The sequence below is a fragment of the Prolixibacter denitrificans genome, from assembly GCF_003014495.1.
GTDB lineage: Bacteria > Bacteroidota > Bacteroidia > Bacteroidales > Prolixibacteraceae > Prolixibacter > Prolixibacter denitrificans.
The window spans coordinates 1-21,020 of record NZ_PYGC01000019.1; the positions used below are offsets into that span (position 1 = coordinate 1).

A 21,020-nucleotide genomic window follows, 5' to 3' on the forward strand; every position below is an offset into this window, starting at 1 on the left:
ACTTAAAATGGTCATTAGGAATTTTCTTCTGCGAAGCGGATACCCCGTAGGGGTTGTAGTATTGTAGAGGATTGTGTGTGAAGGTAGCCAAACGGATGCCTTTTTTTGTTTTATGAGCATTCAGAGAAGATACTTTACAATTGGATAATCAGTATGGGCTGGTGTTTGCACCGATTTTCCGTAGTTTTGGAAAAAATTTGAACGATGGATATTGTTCTGATTGGAGCAGGTAATCTGGCAACCCGACTGGGCCTGCGACTTGTTGAGTGCAATCACCGGATTGTACAGGTTTATTCAAGGACCGAGGAATCGGCTGCCGCTCTGGCTGACAAGCTGAATACCGTCTGGACAACTCATCCAGGAGAAATTTCTCCGGAAGGGCAACTGTATCTGGTATCGGTTAGTGACAAGGCGCTGGAAGAATTGCTGACACAAATCAACCTCGGTGGCCGGTTGGTGGCGCATACAGCCGGAAGCTTGCGGATGGATGTTCTGAAACCGTTCTCAGCCAACTTTGGTGTATTCTATCCACTACAAACATTTTCCAAATCAAGAGAGCTTGACTTCTCTCAGATTCCTGTCTGCATTGAGGCCAACAATTCGGAAAATATCGATATTCTGCGCAAGCTTGGAACTTCTATCTTCAACGATGTACGGGAAATTGATTCGGCACAACGCCGGCAATTGCATCTTTCGGCTGTGTTTGTGTGCAATTTTGTGAATCATCTTTATGCTATCGGAGAGGAGTTACTGAGTGAGAAGGAAATAGATTTTAATATTCTAAAACCCTTGATTGCAGAGACCGCCGCCAAGGCGTTAGAGTTTTCACCAAAGGAAGTACAAACCGGTCCGGCTGTTCGTTTCGACCGGAACGTGATTGACCGGCACATGGATATGTTGAAGGAGCATCCGCAATGGAACAACATCTACAAACTACTTAGCGAAAGTATTCATCAATTACATACTAAATAAATTATGGCATTTTTCAAGGAAGAACTGATGAACGTCAAAGGCTTTGCGTTCGATGTCGACGGCGTTTTGTCCCGCATTATACAACCTCTGACTGGCGAAGGCGATCCAGTCAGAACAGCCAATATTCGTGACGGATTTGCGATGGTTCACGCTATACGCACTGGTTACCCGTTGGCCATTATTACCGGCGGGAACACTACCGAAGTACGGAAACGCTACCAAAAACTGGGTGTCACTCATCTGTACATGGGCTCGCTCGATAAGATCACCTTTTTCGAAGATTTCCTGAAAAAGACAGGTTTGAAAGAATCGGAAGTGATGTACATGGGGGATGACCTGCCTGATTACCTGGTGATGAAACGCGTTGGTGTTCCGGTTTGCCCGAATGATGCTGTAACAGAAATCAAATCCGTTTCGAAATACATTTCCGACCGGAATGGTGGCGAAGGTTGTGTACGCGACGTGATTGAGCAGGTGTTGCGCGCACAGGGAACATGGATTGACCCCGAAAAATTACACTGGAGCAGTTTTTAAGGAGTATGGTACTGGAAAATCTGAAGGATTATCGCATTATTCTGGCATCGAAATCACCTCGGCGGCAACAGCTGCTGGCTGATTTGGATATTGATTTTGTGACGGAAATTCATGAGGTGGACGAGGTCTTCCCGGAAGGATTGCCCATGGAGGAGATTCCGCAATATCTAGCCCGGCTAAAAGCTGAGCCTTTTGTTGGAACGATGAAGGAGAATGACCTGGTCATCACGTCCGATACCATTGTATATGTAGCTGACGAAGTATTGGGTAAGCCAACTGATTATGACGAAGCGGTTGACATGCTCCGGAAGCTTTCGGGGCGGCAGCACGAAGTCGTGACGGGTGTTTGCCTGACCTCGAAAACGAAACAGGTTAGTTTTGCCGCAGTAACTGACGTTTTTTTCAAAGAGCTTTCGCAGGAAGAAATCGACTATTACATCACACACTACAAACCTTACGACAAAGCAGGGGCATACGGCATCCAGGAATGGATTGGATACATTGGCATCGAGCGAATCGAAGGTTCCTATTTCAACGTGATGGGACTGCCGGTGCAGCATTTGTACGAGGAATTGAGCAAATGGTAATTCAGTCTTCTTTTCTTATTTTTGGCCTCCAGAACAAACAAACCTACTTATAAAATGAATTTTAAGAACTTACTGCTTTCCCTTTTGCTGGTGTGGGGATTTATTTTCTCCGCTTCCGCGAAAGAGGGAATGTGGATTCCAACGCTGTTGCAGAAATACAACATCGAAGAGATGCAGCAGATGGGATTCAAACTGACTGCCGACGATATTTACAGTGTGAACCATGCCAGCATGAAAGATGCCGTGGTGATTTTTGGCGGCGGGTGTACTGGCGAAGTAATTTCGCCCGATGGCTTGCTGATTACGAATCATCACTGCGGATACAGCTCCATCCAGAAACATTCTTCGGTTGAGCACGATTACCTGACCGATGGTTTTTGGGCGATGAACCGCGATGAAGAACTGCCTAATCCCGGCCTGACTGTTAAATTCCTGGTAAGAATGGATGATGTCACTGCACAAGCACTGGAAGGAGTGACCGATTCGCTGACGGAAAGTGATAAGCAAACGCGCATTAACGAAAACACGGCGAAGATTGAAAAGGAAGCGACCGAAGGAACTGACTATACAGCTGTCGTTAAGCCACTTTTTTATGGCAACCAATATTTTGTGTATGTCTACGAAGTGTACAAGGATATTCGTTTGGTAGGAGCACCGCCATCGGCTATTGGTAAATTTGGTGGTGATACCGACAACTGGATGTGGCCGCGGCATACTGGTGATTTTTCTGTTTTCCGTATTTATGCGGGAAAGGACAACAAACCAGCTGAGTATTCACCCGATAATGTTCCATACAAACCGAAGAAATTTTTTCCCATTTCGATGCGCGGAGTGAAGAAGGGTGATTTCACCATGGTTTTCGGTTATCCGGGAACAACGCAGGAATATTTGCCTTCGCAGGCTGTGAAACTGATAATGACACAAAGCGATCCGGAAAAGGTGGCTATCCGGACGAAGAAACTGAATATTCTGGCTGCCGACATGGAAGCAGACAGAGCTGTTCGTATTCAATATGCCTCGAAATACGCCCGCACGTCGAACTCGTGGAAACGTTGGCAAGGCGAGGTAAAAGGATTGAAGCGACTGAACGCTGTGGAGAAAAAACAGGAAGGAGAAAAAGCCTTTACCGAATGGTTGAATGAGTCTTCTTCGCGAAAGGGAAAATACGGCGAAGTTTTGCCGCGGTTTGAAGAGTTGTATGCGGAGTTTGCTCCTTACCAACGTGCCGATGACTACTACTCGGAGGTAGTGAAGAGAGGGACCGATATCTTTAGCTTGGCGCAGAAGCTTGATCGTATTCGCCGTTTGGCGGAATACAATGCGGAGAGTCGGTTGGAAGGAGCTCTTCCGGAATTGAAAGATGAGGTAGCCAGCTATTTCAAAGATTACCATCAGGCGACCGATGAGAAAGTGTTTACGGCCTTGTTGACCATGTATGCAAATGACCTTCCGGGAAAATGGCTGCCTGAAGAGTTGACCAAACTCACTCCGGAAAAATTGGCAAAACTTTACCGGAAGTCTGTGTTGACAAATGAAACGGTACTGAACCAGATGTTGGATGGTTTTGATACAAAAGCGGCGAAAAAGCTGGAGAAAGACCCGGTGATGCAACTTTACAGGGCGCTTCGGAATACCTACGAGGTAAAAGTGGAATCGCGCTACCGCGAACTGAACGATTCGATAAAAGCCAATCAGAAGTTGTACATGGCTGGTTTGCTCGAAATGAACAAGGGTAAACGGATGATGGCTGATGCGAATTTCACATTGCGGGTGACCTACGGAAAAGTGGAAGGCTACGACCCACGTGACGGCGTGCATTACAAGTATTACACCACTTTGAAAGGCATTATGGAGAAAGACAATCCGGAGATTTACGATTATGATGTTCCGGATCGTTTGAAGGGCTTGTACCGGGAAAAAGATTTTGGCCAATACACGAATGGAAAAGGGCAGGTTCCGGTGGCTTTTTGTGCCTCAAATCATACAACCGGAGGAAATTCAGGAAGTCCGGTAGTGGATGCCGAAGGAAACCTGCTTGGAGTGAATTTCGACCGTACGTGGGAAGGCACGATGAGCGACATCATGTTCGATCCGGACCAATGCCGCAACATTATGCTGGACATTCGCTATGCGCTGTTTGTCATCGATAAATTTGCCGGAGCCGGCTATCTGTTAGATGAAATGGAATTGGTGAATTAATCCATTATTCAACGATAAAATAAAACCCCGCTGGAAGGTACCGGCGGGGCTTTTTATTTCTTTTCGATATTTCGGAAAGAAGAATTACTGGAAATTTTACTAGCTAATCTTTTTGCGAAACCGGAGGATTGACTTTCGGAGCAATCATGTCCGAATCGCTTTCATTGTTGTGATAGTTGCAACGTATTCTGCCATTGACCGACGAAACATTCCAAGGAGAATAATATTTAACTGTTCCATCGGAAATGTGTTTGGTTCTTTGCGGAAGAACTGAATACCGGTCCAGATTCCGGTCACGGAGAATCAAAGCAAACATATCATTACTGTTGTCGCTCAAGGCGGAAGGAGATTGAATCCGGAGCCGGGTAATTTCCTTTATGGCCCGGTCGATATATGAGGAGTTGTCTCCTTTGTTAATATTTTGCTGAAATGAGATTCTATGTCCTTCGTAAAGTTTACCGGTGGCAGCAATTGAAAAATCTTCATTCCCTTCCTGATCAATAAATCCCAGGCGGCCGTCTTTCCGAACCAAAGCCCATGGAGGACCATACGTTCCAAAATGGTCAATCATTTCGTACTGCGGTTTTACCACTTCCTTTCCCGATTTATCGATAAATCCCAGCTTGCCGTCCTTTTCGACCAATGCCCACGAAACGCCATGTGCACCATATTTTTCGATGGATTCGTACTGAGGAGCTACGACCACGTTTCCTTGCTGGTCGATGAACCCAAACTTGCCGTTTTTTTTGATTAGAGCCCACGGAACGCCGTAGTCACCATATTTGCTTACCACCTGGTAGTTGGTTTTTCTTTCGGTGGTTTGTGCTGTGGAAAAGGATATGCAAAAAAAGACTGTTGCGAGAGTAAAAAAGAAGTGTTTCATGACGCCCTCCATACTTGGTACCTTAAATACCAACGTAGCCTGTGGGTGATTTATTGAGTGAAAGGCTGAAAGAATTTTCATTAAAAAAGAAATCCCGTACCAGCATGGCCGGTTACGGGATTTTCTGATGGTAAAAAGAGAATCAGATTTCGTCGGTTTCCACTACTTTCGACAAGATGTCGGCGTAGGGAAGCAACAGATATTTTTTCCCTTCGAATTCAACTTCATTTCCGCTGAACTCTTTGTACAGCACCATGTCACCCACTGCAATCTCCGGGTTTTCAACGTTGCTGATGGCAGCTACTTTGCCAATGTTCTTTTTCGCTTTCGCCGAATCGGGAATAATAATTCCGCCAGCCGTTTTTTCTTCGTGGCTATCTTCGGTTAACTCAATCAGTACATTCTGATTTACTGGTTGAAGCTCTTTCATGGTACCTAACTAATTATGGTTTAACAAAATTTAAAATCACAGTCGATAATCAGTGTCAATGAATAACTATGGCTATTAAAAATACAACCAAAATCAGGAACCCAAAAGGTACATCGGCAAAAGAATCGGCTTCAGCAACGCCACTCCGGAAATTCCGGCTCGTGGTGCGACAGGAAAATTACCTGATTCCCAACAGTGCGTTGATGCGGGGTCTATCGAACCCAACAACGACCTGTCCGTTAATGAGCGTCTGCGGGACGCCCTGCTGTCCGCTGCGTTTGACCATTTCTTCAGCGGCCTTCTGGTCGCGCGAAACGTCAATGTCGCGGAAGCGAATATTGTTTTCCTTGAAATAGGATTTAATTGCATTACAGTAAGTACAGGTGGGCGTTGAATAAACCACGACATTCTTCTGTGGTTTTTCATCATCACCGGCTGCCGCGGAATGGAAAGTTCCACCTTCAAACAGGTTTTGGTAGAAGCTTTCTTCGCTGCAGCCCTTCACCACTTTTTTCATTTCTCCGTTCTCGAATTCCAGCAAGCTGGGCACGGAGGTAATTCCGTATTGCGGGTGAATATCCCGAACAGTGGAAACATCGGCTGTTAATACGTTGGCTTTTTCCACATTGGCCGCGGCCGATTCTACCGCCTTAAGCGCGCAGTTATTTTGTTCCGAGCCACTCGATTTGTATAGCAGCAGGAACGATTTTCCTTCGGTTCCGACCGCTTTTTTTAGTTCGTCGAATGAATGAATTTGTTTCATGCGATTAATCAATCTCTAACTGTTTTTACTTCTTTTTCATGTTCACCTGTTTTCCCGTCTTCAGCGGAGAAAAGGCAAACCTGTATGTCAAACTTCCGTTGGGGCATTCCGAAACGCATTGCAAACATTTCGAGCAGCTAAAACTGGCCCCGGGACGCTCTTTCCCATTTTGGTAAATGCTGTATTTCGCTGAGTTCAACGTTGAAATATAGCATTGCTTATCGCAGATGCCGCATGATTTGCAGGTATCCTTGTTCAGCGAAATCCGGTAAAATGAGAACCGGTTCAGCCAACCGGAAATCCATGCAATCGGACATCCTAACTTGTGGTATTGGTACGTTTGCCGAAACGATTCCCCGGGAGTCATACTCGTGAGAAACTCCATCATAACTCCCATCGGGCACATCCAGCGGCAGAATACCTTCCCCAGAATAACACCGGTTATGGCCCCGAAAAGGAGCACATACCACAGTGAAATATGATAATAACCAATAATGATGTAGAGCGCTACGCCAATGATTACCTGAATCACTTTGCGTTGTTTGATGGCCCACCGTAACAGTTTCTGCTTCTTCATCGCTTTGTTGCTTTTGAGAATCTATAATTCACATTTATAGTGCATTATCTGTTGGTCAGGACATCCGATTGTATTTTCACAATCAACCTTTTTCTGCCAACAAGTGTGCCAAGTTGCGAAAAAATGACATACTGACATATCCAGATGAATGAATATATAATTTGTCTGAATAAGCTTTACTTGAGATATTATTTATACGCTTCGTTCTTTTGGGAATTACAAGCAGTGTGTCGTTTGTAATGGTTTGTATACGTGTGGTTTATTTGTTGAAGTTTGATGGTGGATAGTTTCAGGATGAGACTGACAAAATGCGCATAATAGTTCCTCGTGATGAGTGTTGTTATTGTAAGGCTCAGAAGAAAACGCAACATTTGAGGAAACAGAAATAGCGACAAACCTAAATGTAACCGCAATGAAGGACATTGAATCCATCGATGACATCAAATTCCTGGTGGATAATTTCTACGCCAAAGTAAGGGAGGACGATTTGCTCGGCCCCATTTTCAACAGTCGGTTGGAAGGTCGTTGGGAGAAGCATCACAAACGTCTGTACCGTTTTTGGAACACGGTGTTGTTACGCAAACCCGATTATTATGGTAAGCCTGTGGAAATGCATTTTAACATGAATATTGGTGGCGAACATTTTTCCCGTTGGTTAGAGATATGGAACGAAACAGTGAAAAGTAACTTTGAAGGAATGATTGCGGAGCGTGCTCTACTTCGTGGAGAGACAATGGCACATGCGTTCCTGGAGAAGATTGAAAAGCACCGGCAAAACAGTTGGGAGGCCAAAGAAATTTAGCCACACAGCGTATACAAATCAAGGTAGGAGTTGATGCACATCACCGGGATATTTCCCGATTTTCGGAGTAATTTCGGTAAGGTTAGTCCCAGCCAGCTGTCGATAAAAGTAGTTTTGTCATTTCCTGAAACAATCAGCAAGGCCTCCGAAATCGTGAGGGCATGTTCTAAAGCTGATTTGGAGAGCTTCCAGGTTTGAGAACTGCTTTCGATGACCTGGTAAGGAAAGGCAAATTTGTCGAACAGCATTTCGATGGCTGACAGATTCTTCTTGACTCGTTTCCGATCATCCTTCCCCGGTTCACGGGCTGCCATCAAATCAACAAGTGCCTGGTTATTCCGTCCGATGTAACTGGCCCAAAGTGCCAGGTCTTTGCTTCGGCGCATGTAACCAACCGGGATGATCAGTCTTTTGTATAAATTCTCAACCTCTTCTTCTCCTTCGACAAACAGAAAAGGAAACCCCGAAAGTTTCAGTTTGGGCAGCAATTGCTTGGAGGAACTCTTTTCCGCCGTCATCAGAATGACATCGTAAACTTCCGACAAATCCATTAGCATTTCTTGAGATAGTTCGTGTTCGCGAACTAAATATCGCACCTTGACTGACGGAATAATATCAGAAGTTCTTCCGGCCACACCGCGCATCTTGGCTTCGGCCATCAGTTTATCTTCCTGATGACTTTTATCAATCAAGTGTAGCAGCAACAGCTCCTTTCTCAGAATACTTGCCATATAAATGCCATGAACCAGAGCAGCATTCATTCCGGGCGAGAAGTCGCACCAAACCACTATTTTTTGTTCCATGTCAGCCATTGCTGAAAGATAGCAAATATTCGTTTTTATAACCATAATGAAGGAGCCCATGATGGTTGAATATGTGCTGAACGTCATGTTTCCGCCTGTCATCGATCAGCTTTTCCATCTGCATATTTTAATACATTTGGCTCGGGTTGATTTAAATTAATATGCTGTTATATGCTAAACAAACAACTATTATCGCCAAAAAGTATTGCCGTTATCGGCGCTTCGAATGATGTCTCGAAACCGGGAGGTAAAATTCTGCTTAACCTTCAGGAACATAAATATAAGGGGAAACTCTATGCCGTGAATCCCCGAGACCCGGAAATTCAGGGAATCAAAACTTTTGCCAAGGTAGATGAGCTGCCGATGATCGATTTGGCCATTCTGGCCATTCCCGCCAAGCTTTGTCCGCAGACAGTTGAAATTCTGGCTCACACCAAGAAAACGAAAGCATTTATAGTTATTTCCGCCGGATTTAGTGAGGAGAGTGAACAGGGTGCCGAATGGGAAAGACAAATGGTGGAGACCGTTAAATCTGTTGGAGGTGTACTAATCGGCCCTAACTGTATTGGTGCATTAACGCCTGAGTACGCCGGCGTCTTTACGTCGCCCATTCCCAAATTCGATCCGAAGGGATGTGATTTTGTCAGCGGTTCGGGCGCAACTGCCGTATTCATTATGGAATCGGGTATCCCGAAAGGATTGCATTTTGCCAACGTTTTCTCGGTAGGAAACTCGGCCCAGATTGGTGTGGAAGAGGTGTTGGAATATTGGGATAAAACCTACGATCCGGAAACATCGGCGCCGGTCAAAATGCTTTATGTGGAGTCGATTCATAATCCCGATAAATTTTTGTGGCATGCGTCTTCCCTTATCAGGAAAGGATGCAAGATTGCCGGTATCAAAGCCGGAAGTTCGGAAGCCGGAAGTCGTGCCGCTTCTTCACACACCGGTGCGATGACCAGTTCCGATTCGGCCGTAGAAGCGTTGTTCCGAAAAGCCGGAATTGTTCGTTGTTACGGAAGGGAAGAGTTGACGACTGTTGCCAGTATTTTCATGTTCGAAGAGCTGAAAGGCAAGAACATGGCCATCATTACCCATGCCGGCGGTCCCGCGGTTATGCTCACCGATGCGTTGGAAGACGGCGGTTTGAGAATTCCCCGTTTGCCGGATACAAAAGTCAAAGCAGCATTGAAGGATAAGCTGTTCCCCGGTTCCTCAGTCGAGAATCCCATCGATTTTCTGGCAACCGGAAACGCTGAACAGTTAGGAGCGATTATCGACGCCTGCGAGAATGATTTCGATGACATTGACGGGATGGCTGTTATTTTCGGCAGTCCCGGATTACAGCCGGTTACCGATGTGTACAAGGTGTTGAGCGATAAGATGAAGACTTGCAAGAAGCCAATTTACCCGATTTTGCCGTCAGTTATTAATGTGCAGAAAGATGTCGCTTATTTTATCTCCAGTGGAAATGTGAACTTCCCTGATGAAGTGTTGCTGGGACGAGCTTTGACGAAAGTATACCGTACCCCAAAACCATCAGATGAGAATATTTATCTTGAAGGAGTAGACGTTGCAGAAATCAGGCGCGTTGTTGAAAGTTGTGAGAACGGTTACATGCCACCCGAAAAAATTCATGCGTTGCTGAAAGCCGCTTCCATTCCGTTTGCGCAGGAGCGTGTGGTACAAAGTGTCGACGAAGCTGCCGAAGCTGCCAAGGAGCTTGGCTTCCCGCTCGTAATGAAAGTGGTTGGACCGGTACACAAAACCGAAGTAGGTGGTGTATCTTTGAATATCAGGGACGAAGATATGGTGCGTAAGGAGTTTGCCCGACTGATGAAAATCAAAGGCACGACTGCTGTTTTAATGGCCGAGCAAGCCGAAGGTATTGAGCTGTTCATCGGTGCTTCTTACCAGGATAAATTTGGTCACGTGATGTTGTGCGGAATGGGCGGTATTTTCGTGGAAGTATTTAAAGATGTAACTTCCGGGCTGGCACCGTTGACATTCCCCGAAGCACATTCAATGATTCGCAACCTGAAAGCGTACAAAATCATCAACGGCTACCGTGGAATGGAAGGCGTTGACAAAGATAAATTTGCGGAAATCATCGTTCGTCTGTCATCCATGTTGCGTTTTGCCGTTGAAATTAAAGAGATGGATTTGAATCCATTGCTGGGAAAAGGCGATCGTATTTTGGCGGTGGATGCACGCATCCGTATTGAGAAGTAAACTAACTTATAACCTGTGCTTCCGATGGGAAATGCCTTGAATATATCGCGGAGAAATTTTATCCGCTCCACCTCCGTGGCAACAGCCGGTTTAATGGTTGGTGCCACAGAGAAGGCTTTTTCCCAATCATCGGAAGATTCAAAACAACCCAGGCAGCCACACATCATTTTTATCATGACCGACCAGCAGCGTTTCGATGCGCTGGGATGCATGGGAAATCCTGCGGTGATTTCTCCGAATATTGACAAGCTGGCGCAAAATGGTGTCGTTTTCCGGAATGGCTACTCATCTACGCCAAGTTGTACTCCTGCTCGTGCCGGATTACTAACCGGACTGTCTCCCTGGCATCACGGAATGCTGGGCTACGGAAGAGTTGCCCGGAAGTATCCGTTCGAGATGCCGCAAATGCTTCGTGAAGCTGGATATTACACCTTCGGCATAGGGAAAATGCACTGGTTTCCGCAGAAATCACTTCATGGCTTTTATGGCACGTTGGTCGATGAGTCGGGCAGGGTTGAACAAGATGGTTTTGTCAGTGATTACCACGACTGGTTTAAGTTGCAAGCACCGGGTTCCGATCCCAATGCTACCGGAATAGGGTGGAATGAACACCGGGCGGGAACTTACAAGCTTGATGAGAAATTACATCCAACCTATTGGACAGGGCAAACGGCAGTTGAATTCATCAATAATTATCAACTTAAACAGCCTTTGTTCCTGAAGATTTCGTTTGCGCGGCCTCATAGTCCTTATGATCCGCCGAAACGTTTGTTGGAAAAATACGATAACATCGAAATTCCCGAACCCTGGATTGGCGACTGGTGTGAGGAATTTGCGAATTACCCTGATACACCGGATGCCGCTTTTGGCAATTTTGGAACGGAGCACGCTGTAAAGGCCCGCCGGCATTACTACGCCAATATCACCTACATTGATGAGCAGGTGGGACAAATCATTGATGCCTTGAAACAAAAAGGTTGGTATGAAAATGCTTTGATTTGTTTCACCGCCGATCATGGCGATATGCTGGGCGACCATTATCACTGGCGGAAAACTTATGTTTACGAGGGCTCATCACATATTCCTTTCATCATGCAGTGGCCCGAATGGATGAAGGCACAGGTAAAAAAAGGTAGCGAGCTTGAACACCCCGTTGAGTTGCGCGATTGGCTACCCACCTTCCTGGATGCTGCCGGGGTTTCAGTTCCCGATACGATGGATGGCCGTTCCATGCTTTCGCTGGTGGTGGAACAAAATTCTGAATGGCGAGAGTATATCGATTTGGAGCATGCCACAACCTACCGTCCCGAAAATTACTGGAGTGCTTTAACAGACGGAAAGGTCAAGTACATTTGGTTTTTCCGTACCGGGGAGGAACAACTTTTCGATTTGGTCAATGACCCGGGAGAGAAGCATGAACTGCACGCCGATTCTTCCTGGCAAAGTGAATTAAAAAAATGGCGCAATCGCATGGCTCAGCATTTAAGTGAACGAGGTGAAGGTTTCGTGCAAAATGGTCGGTTGGTGAAAAGGACAGAAAATATGCTGTACAGTCCCAATTATCCAACATCCTGAATAATGAGCTGTAATGGACACCTATCTTTCCCATTTTATGCGATGGTGTTTACGTGACCTGGTCAGTAATTAGAATAATTATAAAATTCAGGATTAAAAGGAATTATATCTTTCAGCGCTCGAATATTTTTAATTTTGTGAAGGAAGATACTTTTTCCAATTCACACCGGTATTTAAAGCAATATTCCCTGTTTTTCGCTAAATTAAAGGGTTGAACCATAACGGGGTAAATAAGATGTTAATAAAGCAAGTTTCTGTTATTATGGAAAACAGATCCGGGCGATTGAACGAGATTTCCCAGATCTTAGGTGAAGCAGGGATCAACATTAGTGCTTTTTCGGTGGCTGATACGGCGGAGTTTGGAATTTTACGGTTAATTGTCTCCGACCCGGAAAAAGCTATGGAAATTTTGCAGCAACGTGGATTTACTGTAAGGCAGACAGAAGTGGTTTGCCTGAGCTGTCCCAATCAGGCCGGTGCTTTGGCCCGGGCCTTGAAAATTCTCAGCAGAAATGAAATTTCGATTGAGTACATGTACGCCCTTTCGATGGGAGATGCTGCTAATATTATAATGAAACCTAACGATGTAGAGCGCTGCATTGAGGTGTTGCAGAAGAACAAGCTGGAGTTGATAAGAGCCAGCGATTTGTACAAGATATAAGAATATGAAGAAGTTTCGGGATTTGAATTTGCACGAAAAACTGCTTTTGAGCGCGCTGGTTGTCATTCTGGCGCTGATTGCTTTTAACTGGAGTTCGTTTTCGGCGGGATTGAAGCGCAGTTTGAGTGTATATACAGAGCAGCCGGCTACAAAGAATTAACATTAACGGAAGAACTGGAATGTGAGCAAATTCCGTTATGTAAAACCTTATGAATTGTGACACTGCTTTATGGAAACAGCCGAAAGCCGCAGGAAACGGGATTTTTTTAGTTAACTTGCTCTGGATTAATAAACGGATTTAAATTTGATTTAGTGAAAAAGATATCCATACAGGGAATAAAAGGCTCGTTTCATGAGGATGCCGCCCGGAAATATTTTGGCGAGGATGTGGAAATTGTGGAGTGCCGGACGTTTCGCAAGGTTTGCGAGTTGCTTGATCGCGATGAGGTTGATGGAGCCGTGATGGCTATCGAAAATTCCATTGCCGGAAGCCTGCTGGCCAATTATGCTTTGCTGCATGATTTCCATTTACATATTGTCGGTGAGATTTACCTGCATATTCAAATGAATCTGATGGTTTATCCGGGAACAAAATTCGACGACATTCAGGAAATTCATTCGCACCCGATTGCGCTCAGGCAGTGTTCCGAATATATCGACCAACACTTTGGTGAGATCAAGCTGCAGGAAAAATCAGATACCGCCGGAGCTGCACAGGAACTGGCAAGAGAAAAATATAAGAATGTGGCAGCCATCGGAAATCAGCGGTCGGCTGAAATTTATGGTCTTGAAGTTCTGGAGAGAGGAATTGAGACAAACAAGAAGAACTATACGCGTTTCTTCGTATTGTCGAAGCATAACAATCCGATTGCAGGAACCAACAAGGCGTCCATCTCTTTTCAGTGCGGACACTATTATGGCGCGCTGGCAAAAGTACTGACCATATTTGGTGACAATAAGATTAATTTGACAAAAATTCAATCAATACCCATCGTTGGGAAACCCAATGAATATTCATTCCATGTTGACCTGGAATACGATACAGAAGATAATTACGAACGTGCCATTCATTTGGTACTCAAAAATGTTTCGAGCCTTGCCATTATGGGAGAATACAAAAAGGGGGATATTGAGTTAAACAAACCATAAACCTCAAGCAATGGATAAAATCGCATTATTCTTTGGTCCGTTAAACGGTTCGGTACATCACGCTGCAAAAATTGTGGCACAGGAATTCGGTGAAGAGAACATCGATCTGATTCCGGTTAATCAGGCATCCATTAATGATTTGAATAAATACGGGAAAATCATTTTTGGAATTTCCACGGTTGGAAAAGATACCTGGGACCAGGAATTTACCAATACCGATTGGGCTGAATTCTTTCCGATAGTTCGTGATTTTGATTTCAGTAGTAAGAAAGTGGCATTATTCGGTCTGGGCGACCATATTACGTATGCCTATCATTTTGTCGATTCAATGGGCCTCCTGGCCAAGATTATACTGAAGAATAAGGGTACCCTAATGGGGAAAACATCTCCGGAAGGATACAACTTTCAGGACTCTGAAGCATTGAAAGACGGTCTGTTTCTCGGCCTTCCGCTCGATGAAGATTACGAAAAGGACCTCACCCCCGAAAGAGTGAAAGCCTGGGTTGCTCAACTAAAAAATGAATTTTAATATGAAAAAAGCGTTGTATCATCATTTGTGTGGTACAACGCTTTTTCATGTATCGTAAAAGCAAGAATAGGTTCAGGTAGATGTAAAAAGATAACTGAAATCGGAATCTGAACAAAACATTTTGGATGAATTTCCGGAAAATGGTCAAAAAAGACCAAAAAATCCTGACGCAGACATTGTAAAATTGAAGGCGAAAAAGGATAGTTTTTTATCAAACTGAAAGCGCCGGATCGTTAGTTTCATCCGGATCGTAAAAACATGTTGCCTAGCATTCTGCAAGGCTTTGCCAAACCTGCTATTCTTCGTTTATTTCCTAACAAATTACATTTTCAAGATGGCCAATACACCAATAAACAAAGAAATTGTTGAACAAAATGTTCAGGCGTTGGACGTCCCTGATTTGGGAAAAGCTTCCATCCGCGAAATCGTTCAACTTGTAAGTAATATCGAAGCAAAAACCGGCGATCGGTATGTTCGTATGGAAATGGGGATTCCCGGATTACCGCCGGCCCGTATTGGTGTTGAAGCGGAAATTGAAGCACTAAAAAATAATGTAGCTTCTATTTATCCGCGAATTGATGGAATTCAACCTTTAAAAGACGAGGTTTCACGTTTCGTGAAACTTTTTATGAATATTGATGTGGATCCGTTGGGATGTATTCCTACGGTAGGCTCGATGCAGGGAGGTTATGCTGCTTTTCTGGTAGCCGGAAGTTGCCGGAAAGAAAGGGATACCATGTTGTTTATCGACCCGGGCTTTCCGGTGCAGAAACAACAAATGTTGGTGATGGGCCAGAAGTACGAATCGTTTGATGTGTACGATTACAGAGGTGAAAAACTTCGGGAGAAATTAGAATCATTCCTTTCGAAAGGACACATTCACTCTATTATATATTCTAACCCCAACAATCCGACATGGATATGTCTCACTGAGACCGAACTTCAGATTATTGGCGAATTAGCGAATAAGTACGACATAACGGTAATGGAAGATCTGGCGTATTTTGCCATGGATTTCCGCACCGATTTATCTAAACCGGGCGTACCGCCTTATCAACCTACCGTGGCACGGTATACGGATAATTACGTGTTATTGATTTCAAGCTCGAAAGTATTCTCTTACGCTGGTCAGCGCATTGGCATGATGGTTATTTCCGACGCGCTTTATCACCGGAAATATCCGAATCTTCCGGCACGGCTGAACGTACAAACCTTTGGAGGTGCTATTGTTCACCGGGCGCTTTACTCGTTGTCGTCGGGTACGTCGCACTCAGCACAGTATGCTTTGGCTGCGATGTTGAAAGCGGCTAACGATGGCAAGTTCGATTTTGTGAAGGACGTGAAGGAATACGGTGAGCGGGCACACATCATGAAGGAGATGTTCCTTAAAAACGGATTCCGGATTGTATATGATAAAGATATGGACGAGGAGATAGGCGACGGTTTCTATTTTACGATAGATTATCCCGGCATGACCGGAGGCGAGTTGCTTCACAATCTCTTGTTCTATGGTGTTAGCGCCATTACATTAGGCAACACCGGAAGTACCAAAGAAGGTTTGCGCGCCTGTGTTTCGCACGTTGGACGCAACCAGTTTGCAGACCTGGAAAAAAGACTCGAACAATTTCATCACGATTTCCCGATAGGGGAGAAACGGGAGAAAAGTCGTGAGATGATATAGAAATCAAAGAATCAACGATAACCAAAAAATCAATTTAGAATGGCTAAAGTTAAAGGAGCGGTAGTAGTTGACGTGGACACGTGCAAAGGATGTAATTTGTGCGTAGTGGCATGTCCTACTCAGACACTGGCTTTGCACCGCAACGTCAACGGAAAGGGATATCATTATTCGTACATGGAGAATCCGGAGGCTTGCACTGGTTGCTCAAACTGCGCTATGGTTTGTCCGGACAGTTGTATTACGGTGTATAGAGCCAAAATTGCTTAACTAACATTCAAGAAACGTTAACATAATGGGAGAACTAAGATTAATGAAAGGTAATGAGGTGATTGCCGAAGCTGCCATCCGTTGTGGATGTGACGGTTATTTCGGATATCCTATTACCCCGCAATCCGAAGTTATGGAAACCCTGATGAACCGTCGTCCCTGGGATGAAACTGGTATGGTGGTCCTTCAGGCCGAAAGTGAGGTGGCTTCGATCAACATGGTTTATGGAGCTGCCGGCTCAGGAAAAAAAGTAATGACTTCCTCGTCAAGTCCCGGTATCAGCCTGATGGCAGAAGGAATTTCCTATCTCGCCGGTGCTGAATTACCTTGTTTAATTGTGAATGTGCAGCGTGGTGGTCCCGGTTTGGGAACCATTCAGCCTTCGCAAGCCGATTATTTCCAGGCAACCAAAGGTGGTGGGCATGGTGACTACCGGTTGATTGTACTCGCTCCTGCATCAGTTCAGGAGATGAATGATTTTGTTGACCTGAGTTTCGAACTGGCGTTCAAATACCGGAATCCGGTAATGATTCTGTCAGATGGAGCCATTGGTCAGATGATGGAAAAAGTGGAACTGGCCGATTACAAGCCCCGCTGGACCGACGAAGAAGTGAAAGAGATTTCGGATAGCTGGGCCGCTATTGGCAAAAGTCCCGATCGCGAGCAGAATATCATTACTTCGCTGGAGTTGGAGTCAGATAGGATGGAACGGAACAACATTCGTTTCCAGGCAAAATATCAGAAGATTCAGGAGAACGAAGTACGCTTCGAAGCCATCGATTGCGACGATGCTGACTACGTAATTGTTGCTTTTGGATCGGCTGCGCGTGTTTGCCAGAAAACAATACAGCTGGCTCGTGCAAAAGGACACAAAGTCGGTTTGCTTCGTCCGATTACTCTGTTCCCGTTCCCAACGGAAGAAATCAAAAAAATGGCCGGACACGTGAAAGGATTCCTCTCGGTTGAGATGAATGCAGGACAGATGGTGGAAGATGTTCGCCTGGCTGTGAATGGTAAGGTTCCGGTTGAGTATTACGGACGAATGGGAGGTATCATTCCTTCGCCTGATGAAGTTGAAAAGGCACTCGAACAAAAATTGATAGGAGGATAAACCATGGCAGAAGTAGCAGAAAATATACAGAATATCATCAAGCCGGAGAATTTGGTTTACCAGAAGTCTCCTGTATTGACGGATAAAGTGATGCACTATTGTCCGGGCTGCAGCCATGGTGTAGTGCACAAAATTATCGCCGAAGTGATTGATGAAATGGGCATTCAGGAAGATACCATCGGTGTTTCACCGGTAGGTTGCTCGGTTTTTGCCTACAATTACATCGATATCGATTGGCACGAAGCAGCTCACGGTCGCGCACCGGCAGTGGCTACAGGTGTAAAACGGGTTTTCCCGAATAAGTTCGTCTTCAGTTATCAGGGCGACGGCGACCTGGCAGCGATTGGTACTGCTGAAACCATGCACGCGGTTAACCGTGGAGAGAATATCGTGATGGTGTTTATTAATAACGCTATTTACGGAATGACCGGTGGTCAGATGGCTCCTACAACGATGGTTGGCCAGGTAACAGCTACTACGCCTCACGGTCGTAACGTCGATCTGAATGGGTACCCGCTGAAAATTACCGAGTTGATTGCCCAGTTGCCTGGTGCAGCGTATGTAACCCGTCAGAGTGTTCAGACGCCGGCAGCCGTTCGGAAAACGAAAAAAGCCATCCGGAAAGCATTTGAAGTGCAGGCCAACAAAAAGGGAACTGCTTTCGTGGAAGTAGTTGCAACCTGTAATTCAGGATGGAAAATTTCTCCGGTTGAGTCCAACGAATGGATGGAAGAACACATGTTCCCGTTCTATCCTCTTGGCGACCTGAAAGACGGAGAGAAAGAAGATCCGGAAGCGTTGAAAATGAATGTTTAATTGATTACCGAACCAAAAAATCAAGAAATGACTGAAGAAATCATTATAGCCGGATTCGGTGGACAAGGCGTTCTTTCCATGGGAAAAATCCTGGCGTATTCCGGTGTCATGCAGGATCAGGAAGTAACCTGGTTTCCTTCATACGGACCTGAGATGCGCGGTGGAACAGCCAACGTATCTGTTATCATCAGTGACGAACGCATCAGTTCTCCCATTCTGCACGAATTCGATACCGCCATTATTCTGAACCAGCAATCGCTGGATAAGTTTGAAAAGCAGGTGAAGCCGGGCGGCGTTTTGTTATACGATCCGAACGGAATCGTTCATCCTCCGACACGTAAGGATATTAATATCTACAAGGTGGAAGGAGCGCGTTTGGCAGCCGAAATGGGTAACCCAAAAACATTCAACATGATTGTGATGGGCGCCTACCTGAAAGTGAAGCCTATCTTTCCGATGGAGAAAGTTGAAAAGGGATTGGAGAAATCACTTCCCGAAAGGCATCACAAACTTATTCCGCTTAACCTCGAAGCCATTGGGGTGGGGCAAAAGAATATGGAAACAGTGCACACCGTTTAAACTTGATACAATAGAATCAGCCCGGGCATTTTGTTCGGGTTTTTTCTTTTTATTAAAACCGCCTACCAGCACTCGAGAAGCGAGACATCAAAAATCACGACGGCATTTGGGCCAATTCTTCCGCCCGAACCTCGTTTACCCCAAGCCAGCTCTGGCGGAATAAAGAACATGTAACGACTTCCGGTTTTCATCATCAGCAAGCCTTCCTGGTAACCGTCGATGGTTTCCTTTAGCTTAAACTCCATCGGCTCGTTGTTCTTGTAAGTATCGTCAAGTATCTTGCCGCCAACCAGCAAGGCCCGCTGATGAACCTTCACATAGCCATCTGGATCGGGAACTGCTCCGTCACCCTCCTTGATAATTTCGTATTGAAGTCCGGATTCCGTCACATTAATTTCCGGTTTCTTTACGTTCTTTTCTAGAAAATCGTCACTGGTTTTCCTGTTTTGTCCGGACGAACCTCCTTGCTTTTTGTTCTTCTTTTTCATCTTTTACAAAGAAAGGGAATCATGAGTAAATAGCGTCAAAAAGACACTTGATGGGTTTCTTATGTTTTATAATAGCAATTTTTTTCACATCTAAATATTGTAATGTTTCGATTTGTATGGAATCTTAAGTAATTGTGCTCCAAACAAAAAACAGGTGCTATTTTTTAACTTAATTTTAGAATTTTTAAACCTAATATTCTAAAAATCTGAATGGCAAGAAGTTATGTTTTGCCAATTAATATTTTGTTTCTACTTTCACGCCACTTTTAATATTACTAAATCGTTTAAATAGTTCGCATTATCAGGTAGTTACATAGATTCATTCTGAATAGGCGAAAAGTTTAATTGACCATTTACGTTCAAAAAATAAGCAAATGAAATTACTGAAAACTATCGCAATCGCTATGATGGTGATGGGCATTGGCCAGTCACTCTCAGCACAGAATTTTTACCTCAAAGCACGAGGTGGTTACGGATGGGGTGTAGCCAAAGATGGTTATTACGTTGATTTAGGCCAGGGAAAAGTTACCGCTGATGGCTACCAGGAGCAAATTTATACTTCGATTGGTGCCGGTATTCCTGTTGGAATTTCTGCTGGTTATTACCTGAATGATAACATTGGTGCAGAAGTTGATTTCACTTATCTTATTGGTAAGACAGTAAATGTTGCCGATTACGGTGTGCCTAATTCAGCAGGTCAGCAACCCAAAATTGATGTTTACACACGTCAATATCGTGTTTCACCGACCATTATTATGAGCACCGGTCACTCGAAGAAATTCTCGGTTTACACCAAAGTTGGGTTTGTATTGCCTGTTGGTGGATACTCGATGGTGAATGCTAATATAACTCAGTTTATGCCAAATCCTTCTGACCCAACCCAATTGGTTCCGGTTGCAGATTTGAAAGTTGAACAGAAAATGTAAGGTAAATTTTCTTTGGGTTTCAAAGGTGTTTTGGGTATGGAATATAAACTGAACGACAAGCTTTCGGTATTTACGGAAATCGAAGGTGTTTACCTGAACATTAAACGTAAGAAATCAAAGGTTACTAAGTATGAGGTAAATGGTAACGATGCATTGAGTACTTATCCCGGTCCGATAGAAGTTACCTACAAAGACAAAATCCAGGTAGACCAGAGTGGTAATCCGGTAAATGCGAACGAAGCATTGTCGACTACTTCGCCTTACAGCAAGCAGGGTATCAACCTTGGTTTCACCTACTATTTTTAAGAAACACAAAATCTTGAATCGAAGTCATTCTTTCGATTGACAAGGTTGTTAAGGAATAAAAAAGAGGCTGTCCAAAAAGGGCGGCCTCATTTTTTAAGCAGCTAACCTGATTGTTCCGAACATTTTCCTGATTTTTGGTAGGCATTGTTG

Annotated in this window: 24 protein-coding genes and 1 pseudogene; 18 read left to right on the top strand and 7 right to left on the bottom strand. The window is 44.6% G+C overall.

The genetic code is table 11. The features are described from left to right. Window positions 1-204: 204 nt before the first annotated feature. From CLV93_RS19555 to CLV93_RS19570, 4 genes are read left to right on the top strand one after another with little or no spacing between them, the layout of a single operon-like run. Window positions 205-972, top strand: a complete 768-nt coding sequence (locus tag CLV93_RS19555; RefSeq protein ID WP_106543924.1) for a Rossmann-like and DUF2520 domain-containing protein — start codon at window positions 205-207, stop codon at window positions 970-972. A 3-nt stretch (window positions 973-975) separates the two neighbouring features. Further along, the gene (locus tag CLV93_RS19560) at window positions 976-1,506 is read left to right on the top strand and encodes a KdsC family phosphatase (protein WP_106543925.1); all 531 of its coding nucleotides are present in this window, start codon (window positions 976-978) and stop codon (window positions 1,504-1,506) included. A gap of 5 nt (window positions 1,507-1,511) precedes the next feature. Beyond that, window positions 1,512-2,093, top strand: a complete 582-nt coding sequence (locus tag CLV93_RS19565) for a Maf-like protein (RefSeq protein WP_106543926.1) — start codon at window positions 1,512-1,514, stop codon at window positions 2,091-2,093. A gap of 54 nt (window positions 2,094-2,147) precedes the next feature. Then, window positions 2,148-4,292: a S46 family peptidase gene (locus CLV93_RS19570; protein WP_106543927.1), complete on the top strand. Its 2,145-nt coding sequence runs from the start codon at window positions 2,148-2,150 to the stop codon at window positions 4,290-4,292. Between the two features lie 103 nt (window positions 4,293-4,395). Here CLV93_RS19570 and CLV93_RS19575 read toward each other — a convergent pair whose 3' ends face one another. The 5 genes and pseudogenes from CLV93_RS19575 to CLV93_RS20730 all read right to left on the bottom strand — a co-directional run. Then, window positions 4,396-5,085, bottom strand: a complete 690-nt coding sequence (locus CLV93_RS19575) for a WG repeat-containing protein (RefSeq protein ID WP_170109010.1) — start codon at window positions 5,083-5,085, stop codon at window positions 4,396-4,398. 232 nt (window positions 5,086-5,317) lie between these two features. Further along, the gene (locus CLV93_RS19580; protein WP_106543929.1) at window positions 5,318-5,605 is read right to left on the bottom strand and encodes a co-chaperone GroES; all 288 of its coding nucleotides are present in this window, start codon (window positions 5,603-5,605) and stop codon (window positions 5,318-5,320) included. Between the two features lie 178 nt (window positions 5,606-5,783). After that, a complete protein-coding gene (locus CLV93_RS20400; RefSeq protein WP_211297924.1) occupies window positions 5,784-6,368 on the bottom strand; it encodes a glutaredoxin domain-containing protein in 585 nt (194 codons plus the stop codon). A 25-nt stretch (window positions 6,369-6,393) separates the two neighbouring features. Then, on the bottom strand, window positions 6,394-6,633 hold the full coding sequence (locus CLV93_RS20725) for a 4Fe-4S dicluster domain-containing protein (RefSeq protein ID WP_425529591.1): 240 nt from the start codon (window positions 6,631-6,633) through the stop codon (window positions 6,394-6,396). Window positions 6,634-6,750: 117 nt separating this feature from the next. Continuing rightward, a pseudogene (locus CLV93_RS20730) lies at window positions 6,751-6,945 on the bottom strand (4Fe-4S binding protein); the annotation flags it as partial. A 412-nt stretch (window positions 6,946-7,357) separates the two neighbouring features. Here CLV93_RS20730 and CLV93_RS19595 point away from each other — a divergent pair. Further along, entirely contained in the window at window positions 7,358-7,747 is a 390-nt protein-coding gene (locus CLV93_RS19595) for a group III truncated hemoglobin (protein WP_106543931.1), read from the top strand. Here CLV93_RS19595 and CLV93_RS19600 read toward each other — a convergent pair. Then, window positions 7,744-8,652: a hypothetical protein gene (locus CLV93_RS19600; RefSeq protein ID WP_106543932.1), complete on the bottom strand. Its 909-nt coding sequence runs from the start codon at window positions 8,650-8,652 to the stop codon at window positions 7,744-7,746. The genes CLV93_RS19595 and CLV93_RS19600 overlap by 4 nt on opposite strands. A 69-nt stretch (window positions 8,653-8,721) precedes the next feature. On the opposite strand from CLV93_RS19600, the gene CLV93_RS19605 reads away from it, so the two are divergent. From CLV93_RS19605 to CLV93_RS19650, 11 genes are all read left to right on the top strand, one after another. After that, window positions 8,722-10,782, top strand: a complete 2,061-nt coding sequence (locus CLV93_RS19605) for an acetate--CoA ligase family protein (protein WP_106543933.1) — start codon at window positions 8,722-8,724, stop codon at window positions 10,780-10,782. Between the two features lie 24 nt (window positions 10,783-10,806). Next, on the top strand, window positions 10,807-12,357 hold the full coding sequence (locus tag CLV93_RS19610) for an arylsulfatase (RefSeq protein WP_106543934.1): 1,551 nt from the start codon (window positions 10,807-10,809) through the stop codon (window positions 12,355-12,357). Window positions 12,358-12,592: 235 nt separating this feature from the next. Beyond that, complete coding sequence (locus tag CLV93_RS19615; RefSeq protein ID WP_106543935.1) at window positions 12,593-13,018, top strand: ACT domain-containing protein; 426 nt, start codon at window positions 12,593-12,595, stop codon at window positions 13,016-13,018. 4 nt (window positions 13,019-13,022) lie between these two features. After that, window positions 13,023-13,178 (top strand): hypothetical protein, encoded by a 156-nt coding sequence (locus CLV93_RS20340; protein WP_153637069.1) that lies wholly within the window; start codon window positions 13,023-13,025, stop codon window positions 13,176-13,178. 152 nt (window positions 13,179-13,330) lie between these two features. Then, window positions 13,331-14,167 carry a prephenate dehydratase gene (locus CLV93_RS19620; protein WP_211297925.1) on the top strand — a complete coding sequence of 279 codons (837 nt, stop codon included), beginning with the start codon at window positions 13,331-13,333 and terminating at the stop codon, window positions 14,165-14,167. Window positions 14,168-14,177: 10 nt separating this feature from the next. Then, entirely contained in the window at window positions 14,178-14,696 is a 519-nt protein-coding gene (locus CLV93_RS19625) for a flavodoxin domain-containing protein (RefSeq protein ID WP_106543937.1), read from the top strand. A 334-nt stretch (window positions 14,697-15,030) separates the two neighbouring features. After that, window positions 15,031-16,377, top strand: a complete 1,347-nt coding sequence (locus CLV93_RS19630; protein ID WP_106543938.1) for an aminotransferase class I/II-fold pyridoxal phosphate-dependent enzyme — start codon at window positions 15,031-15,033, stop codon at window positions 16,375-16,377. A 39-nt stretch (window positions 16,378-16,416) separates the two neighbouring features. Further along, a complete protein-coding gene (locus tag CLV93_RS19635; protein ID WP_106543939.1) occupies window positions 16,417-16,644 on the top strand; it encodes a 4Fe-4S dicluster domain-containing protein in 228 nt (75 codons plus the stop codon). A 25-nt stretch (window positions 16,645-16,669) separates the two neighbouring features. After that, window positions 16,670-17,755: a 3-methyl-2-oxobutanoate dehydrogenase subunit VorB gene (locus CLV93_RS19640; protein ID WP_174821596.1), complete on the top strand. Its 1,086-nt coding sequence runs from the start codon at window positions 16,670-16,672 to the stop codon at window positions 17,753-17,755. A 3-nt stretch (window positions 17,756-17,758) separates the two neighbouring features. Next, complete coding sequence (locus CLV93_RS19645; protein ID WP_106543941.1) at window positions 17,759-18,571, top strand: thiamine pyrophosphate-dependent enzyme; 813 nt, start codon at window positions 17,759-17,761, stop codon at window positions 18,569-18,571. Window positions 18,572-18,598: 27 nt separating this feature from the next. Continuing rightward, entirely contained in the window at window positions 18,599-19,150 is a 552-nt protein-coding gene (locus tag CLV93_RS19650; RefSeq protein WP_106543946.1) for a 2-oxoacid:ferredoxin oxidoreductase subunit gamma family protein, read from the top strand. Window positions 19,151-19,212: 62 nt separating this feature from the next. Here CLV93_RS19650 and CLV93_RS19655 read toward each other — a convergent pair whose 3' ends face one another. After that, window positions 19,213-19,638, bottom strand: a complete 426-nt coding sequence (locus CLV93_RS19655; RefSeq protein WP_106543942.1) for an FKBP-type peptidyl-prolyl cis-trans isomerase — start codon at window positions 19,636-19,638, stop codon at window positions 19,213-19,215. A gap of 374 nt (window positions 19,639-20,012) precedes the next feature. Between CLV93_RS19655 and CLV93_RS19660 the strand changes: the two genes are divergently transcribed. Together CLV93_RS19660 and CLV93_RS19665 are read left to right on the top strand one after the other, a co-directional pair. After that, on the top strand, window positions 20,013-20,564 hold the full coding sequence (locus tag CLV93_RS19660) for an outer membrane beta-barrel protein (protein WP_106543943.1): 552 nt from the start codon (window positions 20,013-20,015) through the stop codon (window positions 20,562-20,564). A 36-nt stretch (window positions 20,565-20,600) separates the two neighbouring features. Continuing rightward, entirely contained in the window at window positions 20,601-20,870 is a 270-nt protein-coding gene (locus CLV93_RS19665) for a hypothetical protein (protein ID WP_146142095.1), read from the top strand. Window positions 20,871-21,020: the final 150 nt, after the last annotated feature.